This is a genomic window from Nocardioides sp. NPDC004968, assembly GCF_040608935.1.
GTDB lineage: Bacteria > Actinomycetota > Actinomycetes > Propionibacteriales > Nocardioidaceae > Nocardioides.
Genome location: NZ_JBEXJF010000017.1, coordinates 14,173 through 40,227, shown reverse-complemented (window position 1 = coordinate 40,227; position 26,055 = coordinate 14,173). Strand labels below are relative to the sequence as shown.

The window sequence follows — 26,055 nt, the reverse complement described above, 5'->3', positions numbered from 1 at the left end:
GAGTAGAAGTGCCGGCGGAACGCCAGCCACCAACGTTCGAGCCGCCGCGGCGGAGTGAGGATCCGCGCCAGCTCTCGTCGCTCCCAGTCCTCCAGCATGATTGCGCAGTCGCCGATCTCAGGTAGATGCCGTTGACGACGGAGCCCCGGGTGCCGCGGCGGGAGCGGAGCCACCGTCGGTCTCGTTCTCGCCTACTGCATGCGCGACGACAACAGCCTCACGGAACGCCCGGGTGACGTACTCAGGCACCGGCAACCCGTGGTCGCGGGCCCAGAGGAGCTCACGCTCGGCGCGGATGACCTGGGCAGCGAATCCGTCGAGGTCACGGTCGATGCCGAGTCGCCCGATCACGTCGCCGAACCGCGCCCGCTGCACATCGTTGCTCACACCCACGGGCGAGAACGATTGGCTACGCATCCGGCGGGTCAGCCAGCGCTGCCAAGGCGACAGCTCGTTCCACAGGCCGCGCGCAGACATCAGATAGAAGGCGTAGTGGCCGGGTTCCTGGCGTCGAATCGGTGCCAGGACGGTGCGGGCGACCGCGTCCTCCCCGAGCTCGAGCACCCCGTCGTGGAGGAGGTTGTAGGCCAGGACCGCGGAGCGTTCGGTGGCCATGCCGGTCATGTAGTACAGCATGCGGCTGACGTCCTGCATGGATTCGAGGTGGCCGAGAGCTCCCAGCACCTTGAGCTTGACGCTGACCGACGTCAGGTCGGCCGGTTCGGGGACGCCACCGAGGTGGCGGTGGAGCTCATCGAGGATCTGCCCGTGCCGTTCCTCCTGCGGGTGCCACACGTCCTGGTAGAAGTGCCGGTCGATCTCGGGCGGGTTCGGGATCAGCGTCTCGAGCTCGAGCACGTTGCGCTCGACCTCGAGCTCTACGCGCGCCATGTACGCAAGGACCGGGCCATAGCGGCCACGGAGCGCAGTCGGATCTCGCACGGTGAAGTCGACCGACGCGACATCGATAGGTGGGTGGGCCAGCGCGATCCGTTCGACGTGCTGACGCAGCCGAGCCTCTACCCCGATACGCAATGCAGTGCTCACCATGCGCTCCCGCACATTCGGGCAGCGGCAGTACGGGTGGGCAGCTGGCGCGGGGAGGGGACGCGGCGATTCGACCGGATGGTGAGGCTCATCGGTTCCTCTTTCTGGATAGAGGTTGTTGAACCGACCGCGCAGCCATGGCGATCGTGACGAGCACTGCTCACCGCCGGGTGCCCATCGCGGCAGCCGTAGGCCGGTGGAGGCTAGGCCGAGGTCGACGCCGTCTTGGGAAGCGCGGGGGCGATCTCTCTGCGCGAGGAGATGCCGAGCTTGGAGTAGACCTTACGGAGGTGCCATTCGATCGTGTGAGGGCTGAGGAAGAGCCGGGCACCGATCTCGGGGTTGCTGAGGCCTTCGCCTGCTAAGCGAGCTATCTGCTCCTCTTGAGCGGTGAGGTCGGTTCGACGGACCGCAGACCGTTTGCGAACCGTGGCCCCCGTGGCTTTGAGCTCGCGACGAGCGCGTTCAGCGAATGCTTCCGCGCCGAACTGCGTCAGTAGCTCGTAAGCCTTGCCGAGTTGCGTGCGGGCGTCTCCGCGGCGATCCTCCCGGTGCAGCCACTCGCCGTACAAGAGGTGCGTGCGCGCCAGGCCGACCCGGACGTCGGTCCGCGAGAGCCTCTCGATCCCTTCTCGGTAGAGGCCTTCCGCCAGTGGCCCTTTGCTGAGGAGTGCGCGGGAGCTCGCTTCGACACCGAGCGCCCATTCCGTACCGCTGGTCTGGGTCGCAGCAATGAGCTCCTCGAGCGCCTCGTTGGCCACCTGTGTTGCGCCTGTTCGTGCGGACGCCTCGACCAGTTCGGCCAAGGCCCAGCGCGGTGCGCCGTAGTCCTGCGGCTGCGCGGCGGCCGCTCGGGCCGCAGAGGCTGCCTCCTCGTACTGCGCGAGACCGTTGCAGAGCACCGAGTGGTGGTATCGCGCGACGGTGACGCCGAGTCCCTGGCCCAACGCGGTCGCACCCTCGACGGTCCCCTCGATGAGTGCGCGTGCCTCGCCTTCGCGGCCACGAATGGCGGCGAGCGCAAGCATGCCGAATGGCGGTTGGTTGCCTCCGATGGCCGCACTCACCGTCGCCACCTCATCGATGAGCAACGACGCGGTTGCCAGCTCCCCGGCGAAGACGTGAGTGACAGCGCATGAGTCGAGAGCAAGAGGAAGCTCGCTGAGTGCACCGGTGTCGCGGGTGATCGCGACGTGTCGTGCCGCGACAGCGTGCCAGCGCCCGAGGTCCCAGAGGTCAGCAGCGAGGATCCCTGCGAGCAGCAACCAGCGTTGCGATTGCTGAGTGGAGGTGTCTTCCTCGCTGAGGATTTTGAGGACTGCCGAAACGCTCGGCATCGAGGCTGAGTAGCCATCAGCGAGACGCGTCGCAAGTGCGTCCAGCAGCAGGTCAGGAGCGAGCGACCCATCTGAGAGCGGAGCGGCGCGTGCCGCCATGCCGACTGCGCGCCCGCTGGGGTTGTGCGCCAGGCTGCCGGCGAAGATCGCGGCGGACACGGCCTCGAGGTAGGTCTCACGGGCCAGCACGACGTCGAACCGATCGAACTGCCGGGCAGCGGAGAGCAGCAGGGGAGTGGCCTCGTTACCACGCCCGTGGGCCAACGCGATCTGGGCGTTGAGCAAGTTCGTGCGTGCGTCCCTGAAATCGTCGTACGGGCCGGCCTCTGCGATCCTCAGAAGAGCGGCGGCCTCCTCGAAGGCACCGGCGTGGATCTTGGCTTGCGCTGCATCCAGCGCGCGCTGCGATCGCCGTCCGGGATCGGGCGTCAGCGTCGTCGCGGTCTCCAGGAAGGCGGCCATCGCCGCAACTCCACCGCGTGCCCGAGCCCGCGCTGCCGATCGTTCCAACTCAATGGCTACGTCCTCGTCCGGGCCAGGCGAGGCCTGGGCACGATGCCACGCTCGGCGATCGGGATCGACGTCCATGTCGGTCGACTCAGCGAGCACCCGATGCGCCTCCTGCCGGTCAGTCACGGAGGCGGTCCGGTAGACCGCTGAACGCACGAGTGGGTGCCGAAACCGCACGTTCGTGCCGACGGCAACCAGTTCCGCCGCGTCGCCATGCGACAGCGCAGAGTGGAGATCGACCCCTAGGCGCTCGGCAGCACGCCGCAGCAATGCCGCGTCGCCCACCGGATCAGCGGCCGCTGTGACGAGGATCCGCCGAGTGTCATCCGGAAGAGATTCCACACGGCGGTGGAATCCTTGTTCGATCTGACCCCGCACGGGCCGCGCGTCAGCTTTTCCGACTCCTTCGGTGAGCTCGGCCGCGGTCAACCCGTAGGGCAACTCGAGGAGGGCCAGCGGATTGCCACGGGCCTCGGCCAGGATGCGGTCGCGCACGGCGTGGTCCAAGCGTCCGGGAACGACCGAGTCGAGCAGTTGACGTGCTGCGCTTCTGGGGAGGCCCGTGACCGTCAGCTCCGGGAGACCGGCGAGAACCTCGTCGAGTGCTTTGTGACGGACGGCGAAGACGATCAGAACAGATTCTGCGAGCAGCCGGCGTGCAACAAAAGCGAGTGTGAGCGCCGATGCCTGGTCCATCCACTGCGTGTCGTCGACGATGCAGATCAGAGGCTGCTTCTCCGCGGCGGCCGCGAGCAGACCCAGTGCGGCGAGGCCGACCAGGAATCGGTCGGGGACATCGCCCGTGCGCAGGCCAAAGGCCGTGGCGAGTGCGTTCGCCTGGGGCTCGGGAAGGCGATGCAGCCCCGTGAGCAAGGGTCCGCACAGTTGGTGGAGGCCGGCATAAGAGAGCTCCATCTCCGACTGGACGCCGGTAGCGGTCAGCGTCCTGCACCCCGATGAATGCTCGAGAAGGTACTGCAAGAGCTCGGTCTTCCCAATCCCCGCTTCCCCGCGGAGAACCATGCTTGCGCTACGACCAGCCTTGACCCCCGACACGAGGTCGTCCAGGGCATGACACTCTTCTCGCCGCCCCAGCAAACCGCTCGAATCTACAGGTGCCACTATCCCCCTCCGGACCTGATAATAGACCGAGGCGACGAGTGATGGGCTTCCTTCTTCTACCGCTCGAGGTACGCGCGGTCGGCCAGCGATGCCACGGGCAATAGGTACCAGTGCCCGTGAAGGCACCGCAGCCGGGCATGCTCGACCGGCCCGTCGGTGCTCTCCATGACCGCGCGCCACTCCACTTCAGCGGGTGCGTCGCAGTCGGGGCACCGGGTCAGGTCGAGGCTCATGGCTGCACTTCCTCGTCGGATCTCCGGATCAGGCGGGCTGAGGCAGCCACCGAGGTCCGTACGTCCGGGCTCAACGGTGCGTGGACCTCGGTGTAGCCCCCGTCGGGACCCCGTATGAGCCGGCCGGTCTCATAGCCGTACCTGACGGACTCGCGCTGGCGCGCCCGGAGCTCGCGGCACATCGCGACCGTGACCACGTAGGCGAGGACGGGCCCGAGGACAAGGGCGGTCCGCAGCGCGTACACCTGGGTCTCGAAGCTGACGTGAAAGATCGTGGCGCCGATGTCCGTGCTCGCCGAGAGCCACAGGATCCCGAAGAAGACGAACCCCGCGACGCCCAGGCCGGTACGCCGAGGGCGGTCCCGTGGCCGGTCGAGGAGGTGGTGCACAGTCCGGTCGCCGGTGACCCGCTCCTCGATCAGCGGGTAGAGCATCAGCGCACCGAGGAACGCCGCCGCGACCAGCTCGGGGACAAGCACTGAGAGTGCCCAGGTGTGGCCCAGCCAGGAGAAGTCCCAGCTGGGCGGCACGAGCCGGAGCGACCCGTCGAGCCAGGCGGTGTACCAGTCGGGCTGGCTGCCGGCCGAGGCACTGGTCGGGCTCGCCGGGCCATAGCGCCAGATCGGAGCGACCGTGAGCAGCCCACCCATGGCCACCAGCAGACCGCAGGTGAGCAGGAACGTCCCGGTTACTCGGGCGGCGACGGCAGGCCAGGGCAGGCCGACCAGGTTGTTCGCGGTGCGCCCACGGCCGGGAAGCTGGGCAGGTCGGGTACGCCGGACGAGACGCAGCCGGAGGGACAGCACGACTGCGAGCAGCACGGGGATCACGACGGCGTGTAGCCAGTACAGGCGCGGCACCACGTCGCTGGGGAACTCGCCGCCGAAGATCAGCAGGGTCAGCCAGCTGCCGAGGAACGGCGTCCCGATCAGGATGCCCTCGAAAATCCGCAGCCCGGTCCCGGAGAGCGCGTCGTCGGGGAGCCCGTAGCCGCTCCAGCCGGCGCCGAGGGCGAGGAGGAAGGTCGCGACCAGCAGTACCCACGCGAGCCGGCGCGGTCGCCGGAACGCGCCGGTGAAGAACGCGGTCCCGATCTGCAGCATCAGCGACGCTGGCAGCACGAGAGCCGCCCAGTGATGGGTCTGCCGGACGAGCAGCCCGCCGTTGACCTCGAGCGAGTAGTGGAGCATCGAGTCGTACGCCCGGGAGACCTCCACACCGCGCAACGGGGCATAGCTGCCTTGGTAGATGACGGGCTCGACCGAGGGGTCGTAGGCCACCGTCAGCAGGATGCCGGTGAACGCCAGGACCACGAGGCAGGCCGCGGAGATCGCTGCGAAGAGTGCAGCCCATAGGTTCGGGACCGCCCGGTGGGCGAGGCGACCGTATGTCTCCGCGTACCGCAGCCGGTGCCGGCGGGAGCGGACGACGGTCTTGGTGGTCGGGGTGGCGGCCCGTTCGTCGGGTGTCGTCGTGGTCATCATCTCTCCGGGCTCACTCCACCAGCTTGCCGATGCTGGAGACGTCGACGATCAGCTGAGAGATCTCATCGGGCACGGCGGCGATCGGCTCACGGACGACGCCGTCGGCCGGCGACCAGACCAGGTTGACCTGGAACGCTGGGTCCGTCGCCGGGTAGTCGCTGCGGTTGTGGCATCCGCGGGTCTCGCGCCGTTCGAGCGCCGAAGCCAGGGTCGCACGCGCGGCCAGCAGCGAGGCCTTGAGGTCGAAGGCGTGGGCGAGGCCGGCGAACCCGGCGATGTCGGGGTATATGCCGAGCGACGCCGCCCGGCCCTCGATCTCGTCGATGCCCTGCAGTCCCTGCTTCAGGCCGGTCTCGTCGCGGACCACGCCCGCATGCTCTGTCATGGTGTTGCGGACGGCCCGCTGCAGGGCGCGTACGTTCTCCCGGCCGTCGGCGGCCAGCAGCCCACGGATCTCCTCGCGCGCCTGGCCCTCGGCTTCGTGCGAGCGCCGGTGGACCACCAGACCGGCAGAGTACGCAGCGGCGGCCCGCCCGACGATCCGGCCGTAGACCAGCAGCTCGACCAGCGAGTTGCCGCCGAGCCGGTTGGCCCCATGAAGCCCGCTGGAGGCTTCGCCGATGGCGTACAGGCCGTCGACGCCGGTGCCGTGGTCCTCGTGGCGCACCCAGACTCCGCCCATCGAGTAGTGGGCGGTCGGGGCGACCTCCATCGGCTCGGCGGTGATGTCGAGCATCTGCAGCTCAAGCATCTGCTGGCGGAGCCGGGGCAGGCGGGTCATGATGGTCTCGCGGGACAGGTGGGAGACGTCGAGCCAGACCCCACCTTGCGGCGTACCACGGCCCTCCTTGATTTCGGTGAACCCGGCGAGCGCGACCCGGTCACGCGTGGAGAGCTCCATCCGCTTGGGGTCGTAGCGCTCCATGTACCGCTCGCCGAGTGCGTTGCGTAGCACCCCGCCCTCGCCGCGGGCCGCCTCCGAGACCAGCGTGCCGGCCGCGTTCTCCGGCTCGAGGATGCCCGAGGGGTGGAACTGCACCAGTTCGGCATCGCGCAGCCGTGCGCCCGCGTCGGCGGCGAGCCGGAAGGAGTCGCCGGTGTTCTCGTCGCGTCGCGAGGACGTATGCCTCCAGATCCTGGTGTGCCCGCCGGCGGCCAGGATCACGGCGTCGGCGTGGATGAGGTATCGGGTGCCGTCGACGAGGTCGAAGCCGTATGCGCCGGAGACGGTGTTGTCGTCGGTCAGGATGCGGGTGACGTACAGGCTGTCCAGGATCGGGATCTGCAGCTGCTCGGCCCGGCCGATGAGCGCCCGCTGGATCTCCAGGCCGGTGTAGTCCCCGGCGAAGGCGGTCCGCCGGTACTTGTGGGCGCCGAAGAAGCGCTGCGAGATCCGGCCGTCGTCCTCGCGGGCGAGCTGCATGCCGAAGCGGACGAGGTCGCCGATGGCCTGCTCGGCGCCGCGGGTGACGACCTCGACGGTGCGTGGGTCGGCGAGGTAGTAGCTTTCCTTGATGGTGTCGGCCGCGTGCTGCTGCCAGCTGTCGGCCGAGTCCATCGTGCCGAGCGCGGCGTTGATGCCGCCGGCCGCGAGGGACGTGTGCGCGTCCAGGCGGGGCCGTTTGCCGAGCGCCAGCACGTCCACCCCGTGCTCGGCCAGCTCGATCGCGGCCCGCAGGCCGGCTCCTCCGGTGCCGATGACGAGCACGCTCGTCGTGATCCGTCGCTCCTCCGCGCGCATGGTGTCCCCTCGATGTCCGTGGCCACTCCTCACGTGGCGTGTGCTCCTTCGACCGGGTGGGGGCTCGGTTCGTGACGATGTCACGCCGAGCGACACGGGTCGGTCGTATCGAGTGACCTGCCTGTCCGAACGGAACGGGCAGGAAAGGTATCCACACGACAACGAAGGAGTGATGCGCGATGAGGATCGTGGTCATCGGTGGAAGCGGGCTCGTGGGCTCGAAGGTCGTCAAGCTGCTGGGCGAGCACGGGCACGACGCTGTCGCAGCCTCGCTCGAGACGGGCTGCAACGTCATTACTGGTGAGGGTCTCGACGTGGCGCTCGAGGGCGCCGACGTCGTGGTCGACGTGTCGAACTCACCCTCGTTCGCGGATGAGGACGTGATGCGGTTCTTCACCACCTCAACCGAGAACCAGGTCGCCGCCGAGAAGAAGGCGGGGGTCAGACACCACGTCGCGCTATCGATCGTCGGGTGCGACCGGGCGCCGGACAGTGGCTACCTGCGGGCCAAGGTTGCGCAGGAGGCGCTGGTGGAGAAGTCGGACGTGGCGTACTCGATCGTGCGGGCGACCCAGTTCTTCGAGTTCGGCAAGGCGATCGCCGACTCGGCCACCGTCGGGGACGAGGTGCATCTCCCGCCGGTCGGCTTCCAGCCGATCGCCTCCGAAGACGTCGCGCGGCTCGTGGGGCGTACCGCGGCGGGCAGCCCGGTCAACGGGGTCGTCGAGATCGGTGGGCCGCAGCGCTACCGCTTCGACGAGTTCGTCGCCGCGGCGCTGAAGAGGGTCGGTGACCTGAGGCGGGTCGTCACCGACCCGCAGGCGCCGTACTTCGGCCAGGTGCTCGCCGACGGCACGCTCGTGCCTGGCGAGCGTGCCGAGCTCGGCACGACGACGTACGAGACGTTCGTGCAGGCGATGTCGCAGCGCTGAGTTTCTGGTTTGGCCTGTCACATCGGCGGCCGCTGCCCGGTCGCAAGCGTATGGACACTGTCAACCAGGCGGCGGCCGGCAGGCCCGCGCGCATCGTCATCGTCGGCGGCGGATATGCCGGCTTCTACACGGCGAGGAAGCTGGAGAAGCACCTGCGGCGCGGTGAGGCGGTCGTCACCGTCGTCGACCCGCTTCCGTACATGACCTACCAGCCGTTCCTCCCGGAGGTCGCCGCCGGGTCGGTCGAGGCCCGCCATGCCGTCGTCTCCCTGCGCCGGCACCTACGGCGTACGCATGTGGTGAGCGGAGCGGTGACCTCGATCGACCACGCCCACCGCACCCTCCAGGTGCACCTCATCGGTGGTGGGGAGACTCCGCTGGAGTACGACGAGGTGGTCGTCACGACGGGCAGCATCACGCGTACGTTCCCGGTGCCCGGCATCCCCGATGAGGCGATCGGGCTGAAGAGGATCGAGGAGGCGGTCGCGATCCGCGACACGATGCTGACCTCGCTCGACATCGCCGCGAACCTTCCGTCGGGGCCCGACCGAGAGAGGTTGCTGACTGTGACCGTTGTCGGTGGCGGGTTCGCCGGGGTCGAGGGTTTCGGCGAGCTTCTCGGCCTGGCGCGAGCCGTCGTCGGTCGCCGCTACGGCATCGCGCGCAACGAGCTCCGCTTTCACCTCGTCGAGGCGTCCGACCGGATCCTTCCCGAGGTCACGCCGGACGTGAGCGCCTGGGTCACGCGCAAGCTGCGCGCCAGGGGCGCGCACGTGCACCTGAACACGACGGCGACCTCCGTCTCCGACAGCGTCGTCGAACTCGCGAGCGGGGAGAGCTTCGAGTCCGGGCTGGTCATCTGGGCGGTCGGGCTCACAGCCACCCCCGTGATCGCCAACCGGACCGACCTGCCGACGACCGCTCGCGGCTTCATCGAGGTGCGGCCGGACCTGCAGGTCGGCACCGAGGCCGCGCCGGTCGCGGGCGCGTGGGCGGCAGGTGACGCGGCGGCCGTGCCGGACCTGGTCGTCGGCGGCAAGGCGGTCACCCCGCCGAACGCCCAGCATGCCGTACGCCAGGCCAAGCGGCTCGCCAAGAACATCACCGCCTCGCTGCGCGGGCGTCGTACGCGGCCGTACCGGCATGCCAATCTCGGGGTTATCGCGACGCTCGGGCTCGGCTGGGGCGTCTTCCAGAGCGGCCCGTTCTTGATCAAGGGCTTCCCGGCCTGGCTGATCCACCGGGCCTACCACGTCATGGTGATCCCCACCTGGGAGCGGAAGCTGCGGGTGCTCTCGGTCTGGCTGCTGGCGGCGGTACTCGGCCGCGACATCGTCTCGCTGCGCTCGGTGCAGCAGCCGGGCTACGGTTTCCGGCACCAGGGGCAGGTCTGGTTCCCCGACGCCCGTCGCCGGCCGGTCGAGGCGCCGATCGTCGAGACCACTGCTCCGGTCGGGAGCCGCATTCACAGCGACTGAGGTTTCCCCCGTACGCGCGGGCGCGGGTGACGACAGGGCGTCGGTCGCCCCCGGTTCGGAAGGTCTATTCCCAGGGGGTCACCGAGATGACCCAGGAGAGCCGCCGACGCCACGTCACCAGGTCGTCATCCGTGAAAGGCGGCCTCGGGGGAGGTGCGTCCTCGGGGGCCGGCTCACCGAGGATGAGCGGTCGCGCGCCTGCCAGGAGCAGGTTGCACAGCAGCTCGCTGCCGACGTCGCTGACACTCGGCCTCTCGCACTCCGGGCATTCATAGATCAGCTCGCCGCGGGCCGTCGCGGCGACATCGACGCGCAGCACCACGCTGCCCAGGCGCACAGTGATGTCGGTGAGGCATCGGGGACAGGTGATCAAGATCGTTGTCATCGGCATCGCCTTTCCGCTCTGTTCCACTCTTTCGACCGGGTGCGTAGATGCGTTGTGACGACCGGCGGACATGAGCCCGATCACGCCGGTTCCCAGCGGGCGGGCAGGGTGGTCGTGGAAGCCCAGGGACTGACGACCAGATGTCTGTCCCGAAGCGGACGATGGTGGCAGGTGCTTCATGCGGCTGCGGCCAACGAGCCGGGTACCGGGGGCGGGATACAACCGCATGTCTCGCTGCACGGCAGGTATGTGTGGCTCGCGTGTCCGCATCGGGGGCACGGGGGATCGTGTGACAGGTGCGGATGCCTGGTGGTTTCCGGGATGTCCCACATGTTCAAGTCCTCCTGGTCCGGCCGGACCGTTCCGGTGATGACTCCTGAACTGAGCGCGGTGATGAGGACCGCCACAGTGGCGGTTGGCCGTTGCTCCTACCGCGACGACACGCAAGGTGTGTTCGTCTCGCTGCGACGTTCCTCTACCTTCTCGACCGAGCCGCGGACCCCGGCGTGACGTCACATCCGGCCGGGAAGCCCGGTCGCTGAGGGTGGCGGAGCGAGGGTCGAGTCGCAGGTAAGGGCGAGACTCACCGGGTTTCACCGGGGCGGACCGAGACGTGGGTCCGGCAGGCCGGAAGCAGAGAGCGACTGGACCCGCTCGTCACCCTCCTCCGCCGACTACGAACTGCCGATCACCGTGACAGCAGGCAGGCTGCATGGTCTCGCAGGTGCTGCACCACACGAGTACGGCTGGCGCTGCGTCCCGACCTTCCTGGGATGAGTGGCTGTGGTGGGGTCGTTCGCTCACGCCGCTAGGCGAACGAGCCATTCGTCCACCGAGGTTGTGCCGACCCTGAGATCCGGGAGCAGGGCAGTGTCGCCGGGTTCGAAGACTGTGCCCAGATACTCGGCGGTGTGGTCCACGACCACGTGGCGTAGGTCGCCATTGGCTCGCATCATCCGCGTGGCCAGCTCGGGGAGGGGGAGCGTCTCCGGGCCGGCGACTTCGATCAATCCGTGCCGGGGAGCGGCGGCGATGGTGCGGGCGACCACGCGAGCCAGGTCGAGGGCGGCGACTGGCTGGAGGGTCAGGTTCGGGACGCGCGGGGCCCCCAGTTCCGGATCCGTGAGCACGCTGTACCTCAGTGCCTCGAGCACGCTCGTAGACCTCACGATGCTGAACGGACCACCGTGGTCGCGAACCAGACGCTCCTGCTCCTGCTTTCCGCGGAAGTAGTGGCTGTTCACGCGGTCGACGCCTAGGACGGACAGCAGCAGGTGGTGTTTGACGCCCGCTGCCTCCCCGGCGCGCAACAGATTGGTCGTGGCAGTGCCGAAGAATTTCTCGGCCTCCGAGTAGGGGATTGCAGCGGGGAGGTTCATGGTGTCGATGACCACGTCCGCGTTTGCGAACGCCTCAGCGAGACCGAGACCAGTGAGGGCATCGATGCCGTGACGTGGCGAGGCGACGACGACCGAGTACCCCTGGTCGTCCAGCGCCCGAGCTATGCGCGATCCGATGCGTCCGGCACCGCCGGCGATGACGATCTTCATGTCTAGTTGACCGCGCACCTGGACGTTCTGTGACAACCGAGACATCACTCCGCCGCCCTGCGGACTTACGTGGCACGAGAAGCTCGCGTCGGTCGGTTGCCTTCACCACCCTTGGGAACGCTGACCCCGAGGTCTGTGTCACGCGCAGCACGGCTGTCCGGTCGTACTCATTGTCTGGATCAGCCACCTCCCGAGAACAGGACAATCACCCGCCGGTCCGGACTCGGTGCTCTCGGTCGCCGATCCGAACTCCGTCACTCGCATCAGTCACCGACGCCGTCCGCGCCACCGGCTGACCCCCAACTCGCCACACATGGAAGGGAACCATGATGAACAAGCACTACTTGGAGCCCGAAGCTCAGCGACTGACTGACGCCACCGCGCAGCCGCCGTACTTCTACGAGATGACGCCTGAGGAAGCCCGCAAGGTCCTCGATGACGTGCAGGCACAGCCCATCGACATGCCCGACGTCGACGAGAAGTGGATCTCGGTCCCGGCGCCGGTCGGCGACGTCCGTGTCCGCATCGTCAAGCCGGTTGGCAGCACGGGGGCGCTCCCCGCGATCCTCTATATCCACGGCGGCGGCTGGGTGCTCGGCAACGCTGGAACCCACGACCGGCTGGTTCGCGACCTCGCCACCGGCGTCGACGCCGCGGTGGTGTTCGTCGAGTACGACCGCTCGCCCGAGGCCCGCTACCCGGTCGCGATCGAGCAGGCCTACGCCACTGCGCAGTGGATCACTTCCCGTGGCGCCGGAGAGGGCATCGACGCGACTCGCATCGCAGTCGCCGGTGACTCCGTCGGGGGCAACATGGCTGCGGCCGTGGCGATCATGGCCAAACAGCGCGGCGACGTGACCTTCTGCCACCAGTCGCTCTACTACCCGGTCACCGACGCGGCACAGGAAACCGACAGCTACGTCGAGTTCGCCGACGGCCCGTTCCTGCTCGCCAAGTCGATGGCGTGGTTCTGGAACGCCTATCTTCCCGACGAGGACACGCGCGGCGAGATCACGGCATCGCCGCTGAGGGCGACGCTCGAGGAGCTCGCCGGCCTACCCGAGGCGTTCGTCGTCGTCGACGAGAACGACGTGCTGCGCGACGAGGGTGAGGCTTACGCCCGCCGCCTCATCGAGGCAGGCGTACGCACGACGACCGTCCGATACAACGCGACGATCCACGACTTCATGATGCTCAACCCGCTGCGTAGTTCGGCCGCATCCACGGGCGCGATCGAGCAGGCAGTCCAGGTCATCCGCAAGGCCTTCACGGCCTGAGCTCGCCCACGCGATGGGCCGATCGTTGTGGTCGGATGATTTGGCAGTTCGTCGGCTTGCGGGCTCCGTCGGAGTGGATGCGTTTGGAACGCCAGGACTGGTCACGGCGATCAGCGAAGCGGCTGCGGCCTCCGCCACGAGAGACGGATAGCAGACGTCGTCGAGAAGGCGGCGATGCGGAACCGCGCGTTGGCGGCCGACCGCATTGTCGATCTCCACTTTGCATTCGGCGACGTCTTCCGTCTCGCCCGGTTGGAAGTTTGGGAACCGGGCGCGGTCGCGCTTGGCAATCGGTCGACCGTCGTGGTGGGCGTGGAACAATATGCGGATAGATGAGCTAATCCCGCTCTTCACTGCCATCCGGTCTGAACTCCCCGAGTCCGTCGGTGCGTGGCAGATCTCGGCGATGACCGGTGCAGCTCATGCAATCCTCGATCCCGTCGGCCGTCCTGTGCACGCTTGCGCTCCTCGGCTGGGATCTCGCCGAGCCGCTCGCGCACTTGCGTGAAAGCATGCAGCGAGCTCGTGCCGTGGCTGAGTTACTCGATCATTCTGATCCCGCTAGTGAACTCCTGGCGGTCGCCAATTTCCCGACAGGGGATAGAGACGACGATGTCGACGAGGAGATCAGTCGCACCATCCTGGCGCTTGCCGAAGAATTGGGCTTGTCAGTGAAAGACGCGCAGGTGGACAGGGCGGACCGGCCTCAGCTCAGGTGCCCGACAACGAACTTCCGCGGCTTCCCCGCCGGCGGCAACATCGGCGGCTCGTCTCAGCGCTCTGTCAGCAATGACGGACCCAGAACGTAAAATTCATGCCGAATCTAGTCCCACGTGAGTCCCACGGGGCTTGAAAATCGAAGCGGCCCTTGACCATGTTCATGCAGGTCAAGGGCCGAATTCGCGTGGTGGACGATACTGGGTTTGAACCAGTGACCTCTTCCGTGTCAAGGAAGCGCGCTACCGCTGCGCCAATCGTCCGGGGTTATTCAGTTTATATCAGGGTGGTGCTTCGAGGTGGGTACGGGATTTGAACCCGTGTACACGGATTTGCAGTCCGTTGCCTCGCCTCTCGGCCAACCCACCGCTGGAGGCAATGCCTCCGGTGGAGACCTACTCCGAGCGGACGACGAGGCTCGAACTCGCGACCTCAACCTTGGCAAGGTTGCGCTCTACCAACTGAGCTACGTCCGCTTGCTGCTTCGGACCCGGTTTCCCGTGCCCTTGGCGACGAGAAGAACATTATCGGAGCCGCTGCCCGAGGCCAAATCCGGGGTCACCTGCGTGTCATTCACCTGTCATCTCGACGACCACACCGGCGCGCTTTCCCGGCTCTGACCAGGGACGTTTTAGAGTTGCCGCATGCGCGCGTGGATCGATGGTCAGCTTCTCGACAACCCGGCCGCCCCGGCGGTCTCCATCAGAGACCACGGTCTGGTGGTCGGCGACGGCGTCTTCGAGACGCTCAAGGTGATCAAGGACCAGCCGTTCGCGCTCGCCCTCCACCTCGACCGCCTCGAGCGCTCCGCGAGCGGCCTCGGTCTACCCACCCCCGACCGCTCGCTCATCACCAAGGGTGTGGAGGCAGTGCTGGGCGCGGCGCCGACTGCGTACGGACGGCTGCGGATCACCGTCACGGGCGGGCCGGCCCCGTTCGGGTCCGGGCGTGCGGACGTGGCGCCCACGATCATCATCGGCCTCGAGGACGCGGAGCCCAACCCGACCGAGACCAAGGTCGTCAGCGTGCCGTGGCGCCGCAACGAGCACGGTGCGACGACCGGCCTGAAGACGACGTCGTACGCCGAAAACGTCATCGCCCTCGCCGAGGCCCGCAAGCACGGGGCCAGCGAGGCGATCTTCGCCAACACCGTGGGCGATCTGTGCGAGGGCACCGGGAGCAACATCTTCTACGTGCTCGACGGCGCACTCAAGACTCCGAGGCTCTCCAGCGGCCCGCTGGCCGGGATCACCCGCGCCCTGGTGCTGGAGTGGTTCGGCGCGGAAGAGACCGACGAGCCGCTGGCCGAGGTCGAGGAGTACGCCTCGGAGGTCTTCCTCACCTCCAGCCTGCGCGACGTCCAGGCTGTGACCGAGTGGGGCACGCGCACCCTCCCGCACGGCCCGGTCACCCGGGCGGCGCAGGAGGCGTGGCGTACGAACGAGCCGAGCCTGCTCGGCCTCTGACCTGCCTGACGCCGAGCTCAGCCCGTGAAGAGCTGTGCCGCGCGGCGCAGGGTCTCGATGACTCCGTAGGCCAGCGGGATCCCAACCAGAGCCCAGGCACCTGCGATCTTGGCCTTCATGCTGCGCTCCTCTCGGTCTCGGTGGAGTCGGCGGGCTTCGGCTCGTGGAACCGGTCGGGGACCTGGTGCACCAGCAGGTTGGCGATGAAGCCGACCGCGAGGACGCCGACCATGGTCAGCAGCGCGGGCCGGTAGGCGGCCGCGGTGAGCGTGCCGGGTTCACCCTGCGCGTCGAGGAAGGCGTTGATGATGAGCGGCCCGGCGATGCCGGCGGCCGACCAGGCGGTCAGCAGCCGGCCGTGGATGGCGCCGACCTGGAAGGTGCCGAAGAGGTCGCGCAGGTAGGCGGGGACGGTGGCGAAGCCGCCGCCGTAGAAGGACAGGATCACGACGGCGAGCAGCACGAACAGTGCCATCGAGGTGTCGCCGATGGTCGCCAGGAGGAGATAGAGCACCAGTCCGACCCCGAGATACATCATGTAGATCGGCTTGCGGCCGATGACGTCGGAGGTCGAGGACCAGATGAACCGGCCGCTCATGTTGGCGATGGAGAGCAGCCCGACGAAGCCGCCGGCCGCGACCGCGCTGACGGAGGAGACTCCGTCGGTGCGGAAGAAGTCCTGGATCATCGGGGCCGCTTGCTCGAGGATGCCGATGCCGGCGGTGACGTTGCAGAAGAGGACGATCCACACCAGCCAGAACGACCGGGTCCTGATCGCGTTGTTCGCCGAGACGCTCGCCGTGGTGACGAGCTTCTTCTGCTTCACACTGGCCGGGTCCCAGCCCGCCGGCGTCCAGCCCTCCGGTGGTACGCGGACAGTGGCTGCGCCGAAGGACATGAAGACCAGGTAGACGACACCGAGGGTGAGGAACAGCATCATCACCGCATGGCCGTCGGGGACGGTGCTGGCGTCACCGGTGTAGGACGGGTCGTAGAGCGCGAGCAGCCGGCCGCTCAGCGGGCTGGCGATCATCGCGCCTCCGCCGAAGCCCATGATCGCCATGCCGGTGGCCAGGCCCGGGCGGTCCGGGAACCATTTGATCAGCGTGGAGACGGGGGAGATGTAGCCGATCCCGAGTCCGATGCCGCCGATGACGCCGTAGCCGAGGTAGACCAGCCACAGCTGGCCGGTGCCGATGCCGAGGGCGCCGACGAAGAAGCCGGAGGACCAGAAGATCGCGGCCGCGGTCATCGCCGCCCGCGGTCCGTTGCGGTCGACCCAGGTGCCCATCACCGCGGCCGAGAGGCCGAGCATCACGATCGCGATCGAGAAGATCACCCCGATCGCGGTCTGGCTCGTGTCGAAGTGCTCGACCAGGGCAGTCTTGTAGACGCTGGTGGCGTACACCTGGCCGATGCAGAGGTGGACGGCGAGGGCGGCGGGCGGGATGAGCCAGCGACTGAAGCCGGGGCCGGCCACGGTTCGCTCGCGAGAAAGGAAAGCTGGCAGCACTGTGACCTCCGAGAGGATGCGGGTGACGCACATCACTACCACAGTTGACGTGGCAACGGCGAGGAATTGCTTCCGGCCAGCGAAAGAACGAACCCTCCAGCCCCGGAGAATCCGGGACGGGAGGGTTCGTGAACGAATGAGCAGGCGGGCGGAGTGCCTACTCAGCGTCGAACGAGCTGCCCAGCAGGTCTGCGATCAGCGCGTCGAGATCCAGGTGCTGGCTCTCGGAGCCGACCGGGACGGCCGAGAAGGACTTGCCGAGGAACGTCTGCACCTCGCGCGAGTCGGCGGTCGCGATCAGGCGGCCGTCGGGGGAGCTGAAGTCGAAGACGGCGACGGCCTTCGCGTCCTCGTCGATGCTGGGGTAGATCTTCACGTCGCCCTCACCGGCGGGGGCGGCCAGGCCCTGCAGCATCAGCGTGCGGGACACGACCCACTCGACGTCACCGGCGCCGGAGTGGAAGGTCAGGCTCACTGCGTACGGGTCGTTCTCGCGGTAGCCGAGGGTCGTCGGCACCTCCACGGTCCGGCCCCACGGGTCGAGGCACGAGATCTTGATGTCCTGCTGCACTGCCGGGTGCTTGATGTCGCTCATTCGTCCGCTCCTTCTTGGTGGTCTTGCCAAGGAGACGGAGACGTACGCGGCTGATGATGCCGTTTCTACAAACTTTCTGAATGGAGTTGTGGAGACCTGTGTCACACCCGCGCGAGCGCGGCTTCCAGGCGGGCAACGGGGGAGGCGAGGTTGTAGGTCGCGGCGAGCTCGTGCAGGCGTGCCGGGTCGGCCGGAGCGCTCGGCAGAGCGGTGCCGGTGCGGTCCAGCGGGATGTCCCGAGCGACCGCCACGACCTTCGGCGCGACCGCCAGATACTCGACGGCGTCGATGAACTTCTGCCGCTGCGCCTTGGTGATCGGCGTGGTCGGGTCGGCGACGGCGGCCACGATCCCCTCGAGGTCCCCGTACTGCTCGAGCAGCTTGGCGGCGGTCTTCTCGCCGACGCCCTTCACCCCCGGCAGCCCGTCGGAGGTGTCGCCACGCATCGTGGCGAAGTCGGCGTACTGCGCGGCGCTGATGCCGTACTTGGCGAGCACCCACTTCTCGTCGACCAGATCCGGGTCGCTCACGCCCCGGGTCGGGTAGAGGATGCGTACGCCGGCAGCGTCATCGACGAGCTGGAAGAGGTCGCGGTCGCCGGTGACGACATCGACTGGCATCCCGGCGTCGGTCGCGAGGGTGCCGATCACGTCGTCGGCCTCGTAGCCGTCGGCGCCGATGACGCAGATCCCGGCCGCGGCGAGCACCTCGCGGATGATCGGCACCTGGACCTGCAGCGGGTCGGGCACCTCCTCGACGTCGGGGGCGGTCTCGAGCTCCTCGACCACCCGGTGCGCCTTGTAGGAGGGGATCAGGTCGACCCGCCACTGCGGGCGCCAGTCGTTGTCCCAGCAGCACACCAGGTCGGTGGGGGAGTAGTCGTTGACCAGCCGGGAGATGAACTCCAGCAGGCCGCGGACGGCGTTGACCGGAGTGCCGTCCTCGGCTCGGATGTCGGGTACGCCGAAGAAGGCGCGGAAGTAGAGCGACGCGGTGTCCAGCAGGAGCATTCGAGGTTCAGCCACGCTGTGCACACTATCCGCTGACACAGAGCGTGAGCCTGATCCGTGAATCGGTACGCGCCGCCGGCCGCGATGAGACTCTGGCGCCCGGCTGTTGTCGAACGCGGCGACCGGAAATCTTTCCACAGCAACCACTTTTTTGGACGTTACGGCGGAGATATTGCTGTTGTGGGTACGCTGTCGCCGTGACTGCAGCTGAGATCGAGGCCACCGACCGTAAAATCCTCCAACTTCTCGCGGAGGACGGTCGGATGTCCTACACAGACCTGGGCAAGGCGACCGGCCTGTCGACCTCGGCGGTGCATCAGCGCGTCAAGCGGCTCGAGCAGCGTGGTCTCATCACCGGCTACGGGGCCACCGTCAACTACGCCGCGATCGGCGTGCCGCTGACCGCGTTCGTGGCGGTGCAGCCCATGGACCCCTCCCAGCCCGACGACACCCCTGAGCGGGTGGCCGACCTCCACGAGGTCGAGGCCTGCTGGTCCATCGCCGGTGTCGAGTCCTACATGCTCAAGGTGCGCGTCGCCACGCCCGAGGCGCTCGAGGAGCTGCTCGGCCGGATCCGCTCGGTCGCCAACGTGTCCACGCGCACCACGATCGCGATGTACACCTACTACGAGAACCGCCCCACCATGACGCACTGAGACCCGGCGCCACAGCGCCGGGTCCCAGTCACGCTCGGGTCACTCCCCGTGCGTACGCCACCACTCCTGGCCCGACTCGGGCAGGGTGTGGATCGGGTCGTAGTACTCGTAGGTCCTGGTCAGCGCCTCGGAGTCCGACGCCTCGATCGAGGTGCGGTAGTTCTTGGTCCAGTAGGAGATGCCGCGCTCGGTGTCGTAGTCGGCGATCTGGTGGACCCAGCGCTTGCCGACGAAAGGTACGTCGCACACGATGCGCGGGGTGGCGAACCCGGGCAGGTAGCCCATGATGTCGTGCTGCAGCCGCTGCGCGTCGGCGACCGAGACCCGCCAGTGCTCGCTGAACGGGATCATGTCGCACATGTAGAAGTAGTAGGGCATGATCTGCGCGCCGTCGAGCAGGCGGAAGCTCAGGTCGAGCAGGCTGTGGCTGTCGGCGTTGACACCGGCCAGCAGCACGCCCTGGTTGCGTACGTCGCGAACCCCGGCCGCCAGCAGCGCCTTGGACGCCTCGGCGACCAGCGGCGTGACCGAGTTGGCGTGGTTGGCGTGGGTGTGGATCGCCAGCGAGACGCCGCGCTCGCGGGCGATGGTGGTCACCCGGTTCATCCCCTCCAGGAGCGGCTCCTGGAGCCAGTGCTGGGGGAGACCGATCAGGCCCTTGGTGGCCAGCCGGATGTCCCGGATGTTGTCGATCGCCATCAGCTTGGTGAGGAAGTCCTCCAGCCGCGGCCAGGGCAGGTTGGCGACGTCGCCGCCGGAGACGACCACATCGCGCACCTGCGGGGTGTTGCGGAGGTACTCGAGCATCGCCTCGTGGCGGTCGACCGGCTTGCCGGTGAGCTTGAGCTTGTCGATGACCGGGGTCGAGTTGCCGACCAGGTCCATCCGGGTGCAGTGGCCGCAGTACTGCGGGCAGGTGGAGAGCAGCTCGGCGAGCACCTTCGTCGGGTAGCGGTGGGTCAGCCCCTCGGCGACCCACATGTCGTGCTCGTGCAGCGAGTCACGGCTCGCCTGCGGGTGTGACGGCCAGTCGGTGCGGCGGTCGGAGAAGACCGGGATCATGTAGTGCCGGATCGGGTCTGCGTAGAACGCCGCGGTGAACTCTTCGCCGGCCGACGCGCCCGAGGGCACCATCGTGTTGACCATCTGCGGCGGCACCAGCATCGACATCGTCGCCCGCTCGGCCATGTCGCGCTCGAGGTCGGCGTAGAACCGCTCGTCGAGGAGGTCGCCCATCAAGGCGCGCATCTGGCGGACGTTCTTGATGCAGTTGACGCGCTGCCACTGCACGTCGCGCCACTGCTCGTCGGTGATGTCGGCCCAGCCTGGGAACCGGGTCCAGTCGGGTTCGACCAGCTCTACGCGCTGGTAGGCGTAGGGCTGTCCGTCTCGGGTCGTAGGCTCGATGGTTGCCGTCATGTTCTCCACCATAGCGGGAGATCCTGCGGCATCTGCAACCATCGGCCGCAATTCTTCCCGCGACCGCTGGTAGGGTCCGCCGTGAGATGGACGCAAGGAGGCGTACGACGATGACCACTTCTGACCCGACAGGCCTGCACCGAGTGCTCGATGAGCCGGTGAGCGGCTCGTTGCCGCTGCCCCAGGCCGCCCGGAGACTCGACACCCGCAAGACCTTGTGGCCCGACGAGGTGCGGATCCGGGTGGAGCGTCTGAACCTGGACGCCGCCTCGTTCCGGCAGCTCGAGTCCGTGCACGACGGCGACGGAGAGGCCGTGCGCCGCGAGGTGCTCGACATCGTCGCCGAGCGCGGCAAGATGCAGAACCCGGTGACCGGGTCGGGCGGCATGCTCGTCGGTGTCGTCGAGGAGGTCGGACCTGAGTCACCGCTGGGGCTGAAGGTCGGGGACCGGGTCGCGACGCTGGTGTCGCTGACCCTGACGCCGTTGGTGATCGAGGACGGGCTCGCCGGCTGGGGCGGTGACTCCGAGCAGGTGCCCTGCGACGGCTACGCCATCCTCTTCGGCCGCTCGATCGCAGCCGTCCTGCCCGACGACCTCGCCCCCGAGCTCGCGCTGTCGGTGATGGACGTGTGCGGTGCCCCGGCACTGACCCGGCGAGTCGTCTCGGAGCGCTACGCAGGTGGCGTCGTCGCGGTGATCGGTGGCGGCGGCAAGTCAGGATCGCTGTCGCTGGCCGCGGCCCGCGACGCGGGAGCCGGCCACCTGATCGGCATCGTCCCGACCGAACCCGAGGCCGAACGCCTGCGCGAGGCGGGTTTGGCCGACGAGGTCGTGATCGCCGACGCCCGCAACCCGGTGGCGCTGCGCGACGCGGTCGCCAAGGCTGGCGGGCCCGCCGACGTCACCGTGGTGTGCGTGGATGTGCCCGGCTGCGAGGGCGGAGCCATCCTCGCCACCGCCGACCGGGGCACCGTCGTCTTCTTCTCGATGGCCACCTCCTTCTCCGCCGCCGCGCTCGGCGCCGAGGGCCTCGCCGCCGACGTCACGATGCTCGTCGGCAACGGCTACGTCCCCGGACACGCCGCCTACGCCCTGGATCTTCTCCGCGCCAATGCCGGGGTCCGGGCACTGTTCGAAGGAAGACTGGAACTGTGAGACTCGAACTGGACCCACGCACGATCGCCCAGGCCCGCGCGCTGGCCGCCAAGGTCGGCGACCCGATTGTCGAGATGGCCAAGAAGCACACCACGGTCGCCGTCGAGCGAGCCACGCTGCGGCTGGCCGGGCTCTCCGGCGCCGACCCGGACGGCACCCCGTGGGTGAACCACCTGGTCGACGCGGTGCGCGCCGACATCGGGCTGGAGCACGGCGTCGCGCTGCCGGTGTGGCAGGCGCTGGCCGCCCACGGCAACGATCTCTCGCGGCTCGCCGAGGAAGCTGCCGCCGGTCAGGTGACCTTCCACCTGCCCGAGGGTGCCGAGGCCGAGCTGGCCGCGAAGCACGCCCGCGAGGCGGTCGGGGTCGGCATCGCGCGCCTCGACGCCAGCCGGGTGGCGCGCGAGCGGATGATCGCCGAGATCGGCGACGCACCTCGCAAGCCGTGGATCTACCTGATCGTCGCGACCGGTGACATCTACGAGGACATCCCGCAGGCGCAGGCGGCCGCACGCGAGGGCGCCGACATCATCGCGGTGATCCGCTCGACCGGCCAGTCGCTGCTCGACTACGTGCCCGAGGGCGCGACCCGGGAGGGGTTCGCCGGGACGTACGCGACCCAGGAGAACTTCCGGCTGATGCGGGCCGCGCTCGATGAGACGAGCCGTGAGCTCGGCCGCTACGTGCGGCTCACCAACTACGCGAGCGGCCTGTGCATGCCCGAGATCGCCGCGCTGGCGGGCATGGAGCGTCTCGACATGATGCTCAACGACTCGATGTACGGGATCCTGTTCCGCGACATCAACCCGGTGCGTACGTTCGTCGACCAGCGGCTCTCGCGCCAGATCCACGCGCGGGCGGGGATCATCATCAACACCGGCGAGGACAACTACCTCACCACCGCCGACGCGGTCGAGGCGGCGCACACGGTGACCACCTCGCAGCTGCTCAACGAGTACTTCGCCAAGGAGGCTGGTCTCGAGGACTGGCAGCTGGGTCTGGGCCACGCGTTCGAGATCAATCCCGACGTACCGGACTCGTTCCGTCTCGAGCTCGCGCACGCGCTGCTGGCGAAGACGATCTTCCCGGACGCCCCGCTGAAGTGGATGCCCCCGACCCGGCACATGACCGGCGACATCTTCAAGGGCTACCTGCTCGACGGGTTCTTCAACCTGGCCGGCGCGATGACCGACCAGGGCATCCTGCTGGTCGGGATGATGACCGAGGCGGTGGTGACGCCGTGGATCTCCGACCGCGACCTGGCCCTGCAGAACGTCCGGTACGTCATGGACGCGGCCGGACGCCTCGGCGAGGACTTCCACCCGGCCCCCGACGGGTTCATCGCCAACCGGGCGCGCGAGGTCCTGGGGGAGTCGATCGACCTGCTCGGGAAGATCATCGACGAGCCCAACGGGCTCCTCGACGCGATCGCGGACGGCACCTTCGGCCTGATGAAGCGCCCGGCCGACGCCGGTAAGGGACTCGAGGGCGTGGCCGTGAAGTCCGAGGCGTACTACAACCCCGCGAGCACCATTCTGGAGGGCGAGGAATGACCATCATCAGGCCGTACGGCGACACCACGGGCGACGGGATGGTGCAGCTCTCCTTCACGTTGCCGATCAAGCACAGCAAGGTCGCCGACGGCGCCGCGCTGCAGCTGGCCAACAAGATGGGCATGGAGCCGGCGATGGTCGTCCACTCCAAGCCGATGGGCGACGACTTCACCTTCTTCGTCGTCTACGGGCAGGTGAACCATCTCGTCGACACCGACAAGGTGCAGGTCGTCGAGCGTGACTTCCCGCTGCTGACGCCGAAGGAGGCCAACGCGGTGATCAAGGAGACGCTGCGGCGCCCGATGGTCGTCGTCGGCGCCTGCATCGGCACCGACGCCCACACCGTCGGGATCGACGCGATCCTCAACATCAAGGGGTTCGCGGGGGAGAAGGGGCTGGAGTACTACAAGGAGATCGAGGTCGTGAACCTCGGCGCCCAGGTCTCGGTGCCGTCCCTGGTCGAGGCTGCCGTCACCCGGCGCGCCGACGCCGTGCTCGTCTCCCAGGTCGTCACCCAGCGTGACGCGCACCTGCTCAACACCCGGGAGATGTCGGCGGCGTTCCGTGAGGCCTATCCGGCGGGGGAGCGGCCGCTCCTGGTCGCCGGCGGTCCACGATTCGACGAGTCGATGACTTCCGAGCTCGGCGTCGACCGCATCTTCGGCCGCGGCACCACCCCTGCCGAGGTCGCCTCCTACCTCGTCCACCGCACCACCTCGAAGGAGCCCGCGGCATGAGCAGTCCCAAGATCGGCCCTGAGATCGGCACCAAGGTCGTCCACCGCCGCTACGTGCCCTACTCCCACGCCCACTACGCCGGGAACCTCGTCGACGGGGCCTACAGCCTGGGGCTGTTCGGCGACGTCGCGACCGAGATGTGCATCCTCACCGACGGCGACGAGGGTCTGTTCGCCTCCTACGACGACGTGCAGTTCAAGGCACCCGTGCGTGCCGGCGACGTCCTGGAGATCACCTGCGAGCTGATCAAGGCCGGGAGCCGGTCCCGGGTGATGGAGTTCGCCGTGTACGTCGTGGCTCGAGGAGCCGCGACCGAGGCCCATCCTGGGGCCGCTGAGATCCTGGGGGAGCCACTCCTGGCCACCTCCGCGCGCGGTACAGTCGTCGTTCCATGAGTGCCGTAACGAGTACGCGAAGGCGACACGCCGAAGTTCCTCGATAATTCGTCACTTTCTCGCGCTCCACAGGCTGTGGTTGACCTGCGAAAACATATGTTTCCGCAGGTCAGGGCCGTGTTGACTTCTGCGGATCCAGCGGGTGATGGTGGCAACGTTCGCTCATGCAGAGTTGCGGTCGGCGGACCGGCGCTCGACGAAGCGGGTCGGGGGGTGTCGAGCCAGGCATGCCTTCGACGCGTTTTCGTGGGCGCGGTCAACGGCCGCGAGGGCAACGCGGGAGGGCCAAGGCGCCCTTAGACAACGATCGTCCCCCTGTCTCCAGCAGGGATCGGAACGGCCCGAAGATCGTCTTGGTGCTCCCGCGCCTCTGCTGATTGGCATTCGAGCATGTGACCAACGGCCGGATATCCTGTGATCTCCACCCCCATTCCTTGACAAGGCCGGCGTACGTGACGAACGAGCAGCTTCCACCCTGGACCGAGATCGGCCGGGCGGTGATGGTCATCCCGACCTACAACGAGGCGGACAACCTCGCCTGGATCGTCGGGCGGCTACGCAAGGCGCAGCCACGTGTCGATGTGCTGATCGTCGATGACGGATCACCCGACGGCACCGGCACGATCGCCAACGAGCTGGCCGACAACGACGAGCAGATCCACGTGCTGCACCGCACCGAGAAGGCCGGGCTGGGGGCTGCGTATCTGCACGGGTTCGGCTGGGCCCTCGAGCAGGGCTACGACGTCGTGGGGGAGATGGACGCCGACGGCTCGCACCAGCCCGAGGAGCTCCACCTGCTGCTCGAGGCGCTCACCTCCGCCGACCTGGTGATCGGTGCCCGCTGGATCCGCGGCGGCTCGGTGGTCAACTGGCCGCTGTCGCGACGCGTGCTGTCAGTCGGCGGCAATTTCTACGTCCGGCTCCTGCTCGGCATCGGCGTCCACGACGCCACCGCGGGCTACCGCCTCTTCCGGCGTACGACGCTGGAGAAGCTGCAGCTGAACAGCGTCGAGTCGACCGGCTATGTCTTCCAGACCGAGATGGTGACGCGTACGCTGCGGGCCGGCCTGACCGTCAAGGAGGTCCCGATCCAGTTCATCGAGCGGGTCCGGGGCGAGTCGAAGATGAGCCCTGCGGTCGCCGCCGAGTCGATGCGCCGGGTGACCCGCTGGGGCCTGTCCGAACGCCGCGACCAGCTGCTCCGCCTGCTGCGCCGATTCGGGCTGGACCGTTTCATGGGAGGCCGTGGATGACGACGCGACGCCGCCGGTTCTCCTGGGTGCTGGTGCTGCTGTTCCTGGTGATGCCGCTGGCCGAGCTGTTCGTGCTCATCCAGGTCGGCCAGGTCATCGGCGTGTGGTGGACGATCCTGCTGCTGGTCGCCGACTCGATCTTCGGTGCCTGGCTGATGCGCCGCGAGGGCTCCCGAGCCTGGTCCGCGCTGTCCACGGCGCTGTCCTCGGGCAAGCTCCCGTCCAACGAGATCGCCGACGGCGCGCTGATCCTGCTCGGCGGCGCGCTGATGCTCAGCCCCGGGTTCGTGACCGACATCTTCGGAATCGTGCTGATCCTGCCGTTCACGCGGCCGTTCTTCCGCCGCATCCTGGCCAAGGTCGTGCAGAAGCGCTTGGTGACCGCCGCGATGCCCTCCACGTTCGGTGCTGCAGCCAGGCCACGCAACGACGACATCGTCACCGGCGAGGTCATCGACAAGGACAACCTGGCCTGACGATCTGGCCCG

Annotated in this window: 24 protein-coding genes and 3 tRNA genes; 13 read left to right on the top strand and 14 right to left on the bottom strand. The window is 68.1% G+C overall.

Annotated elements, in window-relative coordinates:
* Positions 1 to 117: 117 nt before the first annotated feature.
* From ABZU72_RS16935 to ABZU72_RS16915, 5 genes are all read right to left on the bottom strand, one after another.
* Positions 118 to 1,047, bottom strand: coding sequence for a GTP-binding protein LepA (locus tag ABZU72_RS16935; protein ID WP_355019995.1), 930 nt, complete (start codon positions 1,045 to 1,047; stop codon positions 118 to 120).
* 203 nt (positions 1,048 to 1,250) lie between these two features.
* Positions 1,251 to 4,016 carry an AAA family ATPase gene (locus tag ABZU72_RS16930; protein WP_355019994.1) on the bottom strand — a complete coding sequence of 922 codons (2,766 nt, stop codon included), beginning with the start codon at positions 4,014 to 4,016 and terminating at the stop codon, positions 1,251 to 1,253.
* Between the two features lie 56 nt (positions 4,017 to 4,072).
* Positions 4,073 to 4,249, bottom strand: coding sequence for a hypothetical protein (locus ABZU72_RS16925; RefSeq protein ID WP_355019993.1), 177 nt, complete (start codon positions 4,247 to 4,249; stop codon positions 4,073 to 4,075).
* Positions 4,246 to 5,730 (bottom strand): cytochrome b N-terminal domain-containing protein, encoded by a 1,485-nt coding sequence (locus tag ABZU72_RS16920; RefSeq protein WP_355019992.1) that lies wholly within the window; start codon positions 5,728 to 5,730, stop codon positions 4,246 to 4,248. The genes ABZU72_RS16925 and ABZU72_RS16920 overlap by 4 nt, the downstream gene beginning before the upstream one ends.
* A 13-nt stretch (positions 5,731 to 5,743) precedes the next feature.
* Complete coding sequence (locus tag ABZU72_RS16915; RefSeq protein WP_355019991.1) at positions 5,744 to 7,474, bottom strand: FAD-dependent oxidoreductase; 1,731 nt, start codon at positions 7,472 to 7,474, stop codon at positions 5,744 to 5,746.
* A 179-nt stretch (positions 7,475 to 7,653) separates the two neighbouring features.
* Here ABZU72_RS16915 and ABZU72_RS16910 point away from each other — a divergent pair, with 179 nt between their 5' ends.
* Both ABZU72_RS16910 and ABZU72_RS16905 read left to right on the top strand, forming a co-directional pair.
* Positions 7,654 to 8,406 (top strand): SDR family oxidoreductase, encoded by a 753-nt coding sequence (locus ABZU72_RS16910; RefSeq protein WP_355019990.1) that lies wholly within the window; start codon positions 7,654 to 7,656, stop codon positions 8,404 to 8,406.
* Positions 8,407 to 8,456: 50 nt separating this feature from the next.
* On the top strand, positions 8,457 to 9,884 hold the full coding sequence (locus ABZU72_RS16905; RefSeq protein ID WP_355019989.1) for an NAD(P)/FAD-dependent oxidoreductase: 1,428 nt from the start codon (positions 8,457 to 8,459) through the stop codon (positions 9,882 to 9,884).
* Between the two features lie 64 nt (positions 9,885 to 9,948).
* Here the strand turns inward: ABZU72_RS16905 and ABZU72_RS16900 are convergent, their stop codons facing one another.
* Entirely contained in the window at positions 9,949 to 10,269 is a 321-nt protein-coding gene (locus ABZU72_RS16900) for a hypothetical protein (protein WP_355019988.1), read from the bottom strand.
* 800 nt (positions 10,270 to 11,069) lie between these two features.
* Positions 11,070 to 11,819 carry an NAD(P)H-binding protein gene (locus ABZU72_RS16895; RefSeq protein ID WP_355019987.1) on the bottom strand — a complete coding sequence of 250 codons (750 nt, stop codon included), beginning with the start codon at positions 11,817 to 11,819 and terminating at the stop codon, positions 11,070 to 11,072.
* A gap of 329 nt (positions 11,820 to 12,148) precedes the next feature.
* On the opposite strand from ABZU72_RS16895, the gene ABZU72_RS16890 reads away from it, so the two are divergent.
* From ABZU72_RS16890 to ABZU72_RS16880, 3 genes are all read left to right on the top strand, one after another.
* Entirely contained in the window at positions 12,149 to 13,096 is a 948-nt protein-coding gene (locus tag ABZU72_RS16890; RefSeq protein ID WP_355019986.1) for an alpha/beta hydrolase, read from the top strand.
* Between the two features lie 174 nt (positions 13,097 to 13,270).
* Positions 13,271 to 13,432, top strand: coding sequence for a hypothetical protein (locus ABZU72_RS16885; protein WP_355019985.1), 162 nt, complete (start codon positions 13,271 to 13,273; stop codon positions 13,430 to 13,432).
* An 86-nt stretch (positions 13,433 to 13,518) separates the two neighbouring features.
* Positions 13,519 to 13,905: a hypothetical protein gene (locus ABZU72_RS16880; RefSeq protein ID WP_355019984.1), complete on the top strand. Its 387-nt coding sequence runs from the start codon at positions 13,519 to 13,521 to the stop codon at positions 13,903 to 13,905.
* Between the two features lie 96 nt (positions 13,906 to 14,001).
* Here ABZU72_RS16880 and ABZU72_RS16875 read toward each other — a convergent pair.
* The 3 genes from ABZU72_RS16875 to ABZU72_RS16865 all read right to left on the bottom strand — a co-directional run bounded on the left by ABZU72_RS16875 (position 14,002) and on the right by ABZU72_RS16865 (position 14,289).
* Positions 14,002 to 14,076, bottom strand: a tRNA-Val gene (locus ABZU72_RS16875).
* A 34-nt stretch (positions 14,077 to 14,110) separates the two neighbouring features.
* Positions 14,111 to 14,181 (bottom strand) — tRNA-Cys (locus tag ABZU72_RS16870).
* A gap of 35 nt (positions 14,182 to 14,216) precedes the next feature.
* Positions 14,217 to 14,289, bottom strand: a tRNA-Gly gene (locus tag ABZU72_RS16865).
* Positions 14,290 to 14,457: 168 nt separating this feature from the next.
* On the opposite strand from ABZU72_RS16865, the gene ABZU72_RS16860 reads away from it, so the two are divergent.
* Positions 14,458 to 15,279 carry an aminotransferase class IV gene (locus ABZU72_RS16860; RefSeq protein WP_355019983.1) on the top strand — a complete coding sequence of 274 codons (822 nt, stop codon included), beginning with the start codon at positions 14,458 to 14,460 and terminating at the stop codon, positions 15,277 to 15,279.
* Positions 15,280 to 15,394: 115 nt separating this feature from the next.
* Here ABZU72_RS16860 and ABZU72_RS16855 read toward each other — a convergent pair whose 3' ends face one another.
* The 3 genes from ABZU72_RS16855 to ABZU72_RS16845 form a co-directional block, all read right to left on the bottom strand.
* On the bottom strand, positions 15,395 to 16,792 hold the full coding sequence (locus ABZU72_RS16855; protein WP_355019982.1) for an OFA family MFS transporter: 1,398 nt from the start codon (positions 16,790 to 16,792) through the stop codon (positions 15,395 to 15,397).
* 157 nt (positions 16,793 to 16,949) lie between these two features.
* Positions 16,950 to 17,387, bottom strand: a complete 438-nt coding sequence (locus ABZU72_RS16850) for an SsgA family sporulation/cell division regulator (protein WP_355019981.1) — start codon at positions 17,385 to 17,387, stop codon at positions 16,950 to 16,952.
* Between the two features lie 101 nt (positions 17,388 to 17,488).
* Positions 17,489 to 18,397: a 5'-3' exonuclease gene (locus ABZU72_RS16845; protein ID WP_355020058.1), complete on the bottom strand. Its 909-nt coding sequence runs from the start codon at positions 18,395 to 18,397 to the stop codon at positions 17,489 to 17,491.
* A 212-nt stretch (positions 18,398 to 18,609) separates the two neighbouring features.
* On the opposite strand from ABZU72_RS16845, the gene ABZU72_RS16840 reads away from it, so the two are divergent.
* Positions 18,610 to 19,053 carry an Lrp/AsnC family transcriptional regulator gene (locus tag ABZU72_RS16840; protein ID WP_355020057.1) on the top strand — a complete coding sequence of 148 codons (444 nt, stop codon included), beginning with the start codon at positions 18,610 to 18,612 and terminating at the stop codon, positions 19,051 to 19,053.
* Between the two features lie 39 nt (positions 19,054 to 19,092).
* Here the strand turns inward: ABZU72_RS16840 and ABZU72_RS16835 are convergent, their stop codons facing one another.
* Positions 19,093 to 20,472: a lysine 2,3-aminomutase gene (locus tag ABZU72_RS16835; protein ID WP_355019980.1), complete on the bottom strand. Its 1,380-nt coding sequence runs from the start codon at positions 20,470 to 20,472 to the stop codon at positions 19,093 to 19,095.
* Positions 20,473 to 20,582: 110 nt separating this feature from the next.
* On the opposite strand from ABZU72_RS16835, the gene ABZU72_RS16830 reads away from it, so the two are divergent.
* The 6 genes from ABZU72_RS16830 (at position 20,583) to ABZU72_RS16805 (ending at position 26,043) form a co-directional block, all read left to right on the top strand.
* On the top strand, positions 20,583 to 21,629 hold the full coding sequence (locus tag ABZU72_RS16830; protein WP_355019979.1) for an L-erythro-3,5-diaminohexanoate dehydrogenase: 1,047 nt from the start codon (positions 20,583 to 20,585) through the stop codon (positions 21,627 to 21,629).
* Complete coding sequence (locus ABZU72_RS16825) at positions 21,626 to 23,182, top strand: lysine 5,6-aminomutase subunit alpha (protein WP_355019978.1); 1,557 nt, start codon at positions 21,626 to 21,628, stop codon at positions 23,180 to 23,182. The genes ABZU72_RS16830 and ABZU72_RS16825 overlap by 4 nt, the downstream gene beginning before the upstream one ends.
* Positions 23,179 to 23,919: an OAM dimerization domain-containing protein gene (locus ABZU72_RS16820; RefSeq protein WP_355019977.1), complete on the top strand. Its 741-nt coding sequence runs from the start codon at positions 23,179 to 23,181 to the stop codon at positions 23,917 to 23,919. The genes ABZU72_RS16825 and ABZU72_RS16820 overlap by 4 nt, the downstream gene beginning before the upstream one ends.
* Positions 23,916 to 24,314 (top strand): hotdog fold domain-containing protein, encoded by a 399-nt coding sequence (locus ABZU72_RS16815; protein WP_355019976.1) that lies wholly within the window; start codon positions 23,916 to 23,918, stop codon positions 24,312 to 24,314. Before ABZU72_RS16820 ends, ABZU72_RS16815 begins: the two co-directional genes overlap by 4 nt.
* A gap of 452 nt (positions 24,315 to 24,766) precedes the next feature.
* Positions 24,767 to 25,567, top strand: coding sequence for a polyprenol monophosphomannose synthase (locus ABZU72_RS16810; RefSeq protein WP_355019975.1), 801 nt, complete (start codon positions 24,767 to 24,769; stop codon positions 25,565 to 25,567).
* Positions 25,564 to 26,043: an FxsA family protein gene (locus tag ABZU72_RS16805; RefSeq protein ID WP_355019974.1), complete on the top strand. Its 480-nt coding sequence runs from the start codon at positions 25,564 to 25,566 to the stop codon at positions 26,041 to 26,043. The genes ABZU72_RS16810 and ABZU72_RS16805 overlap by 4 nt, the downstream gene beginning before the upstream one ends.
* The last annotated feature ends 12 nt before the right edge of the window (positions 26,044 to 26,055 follow it).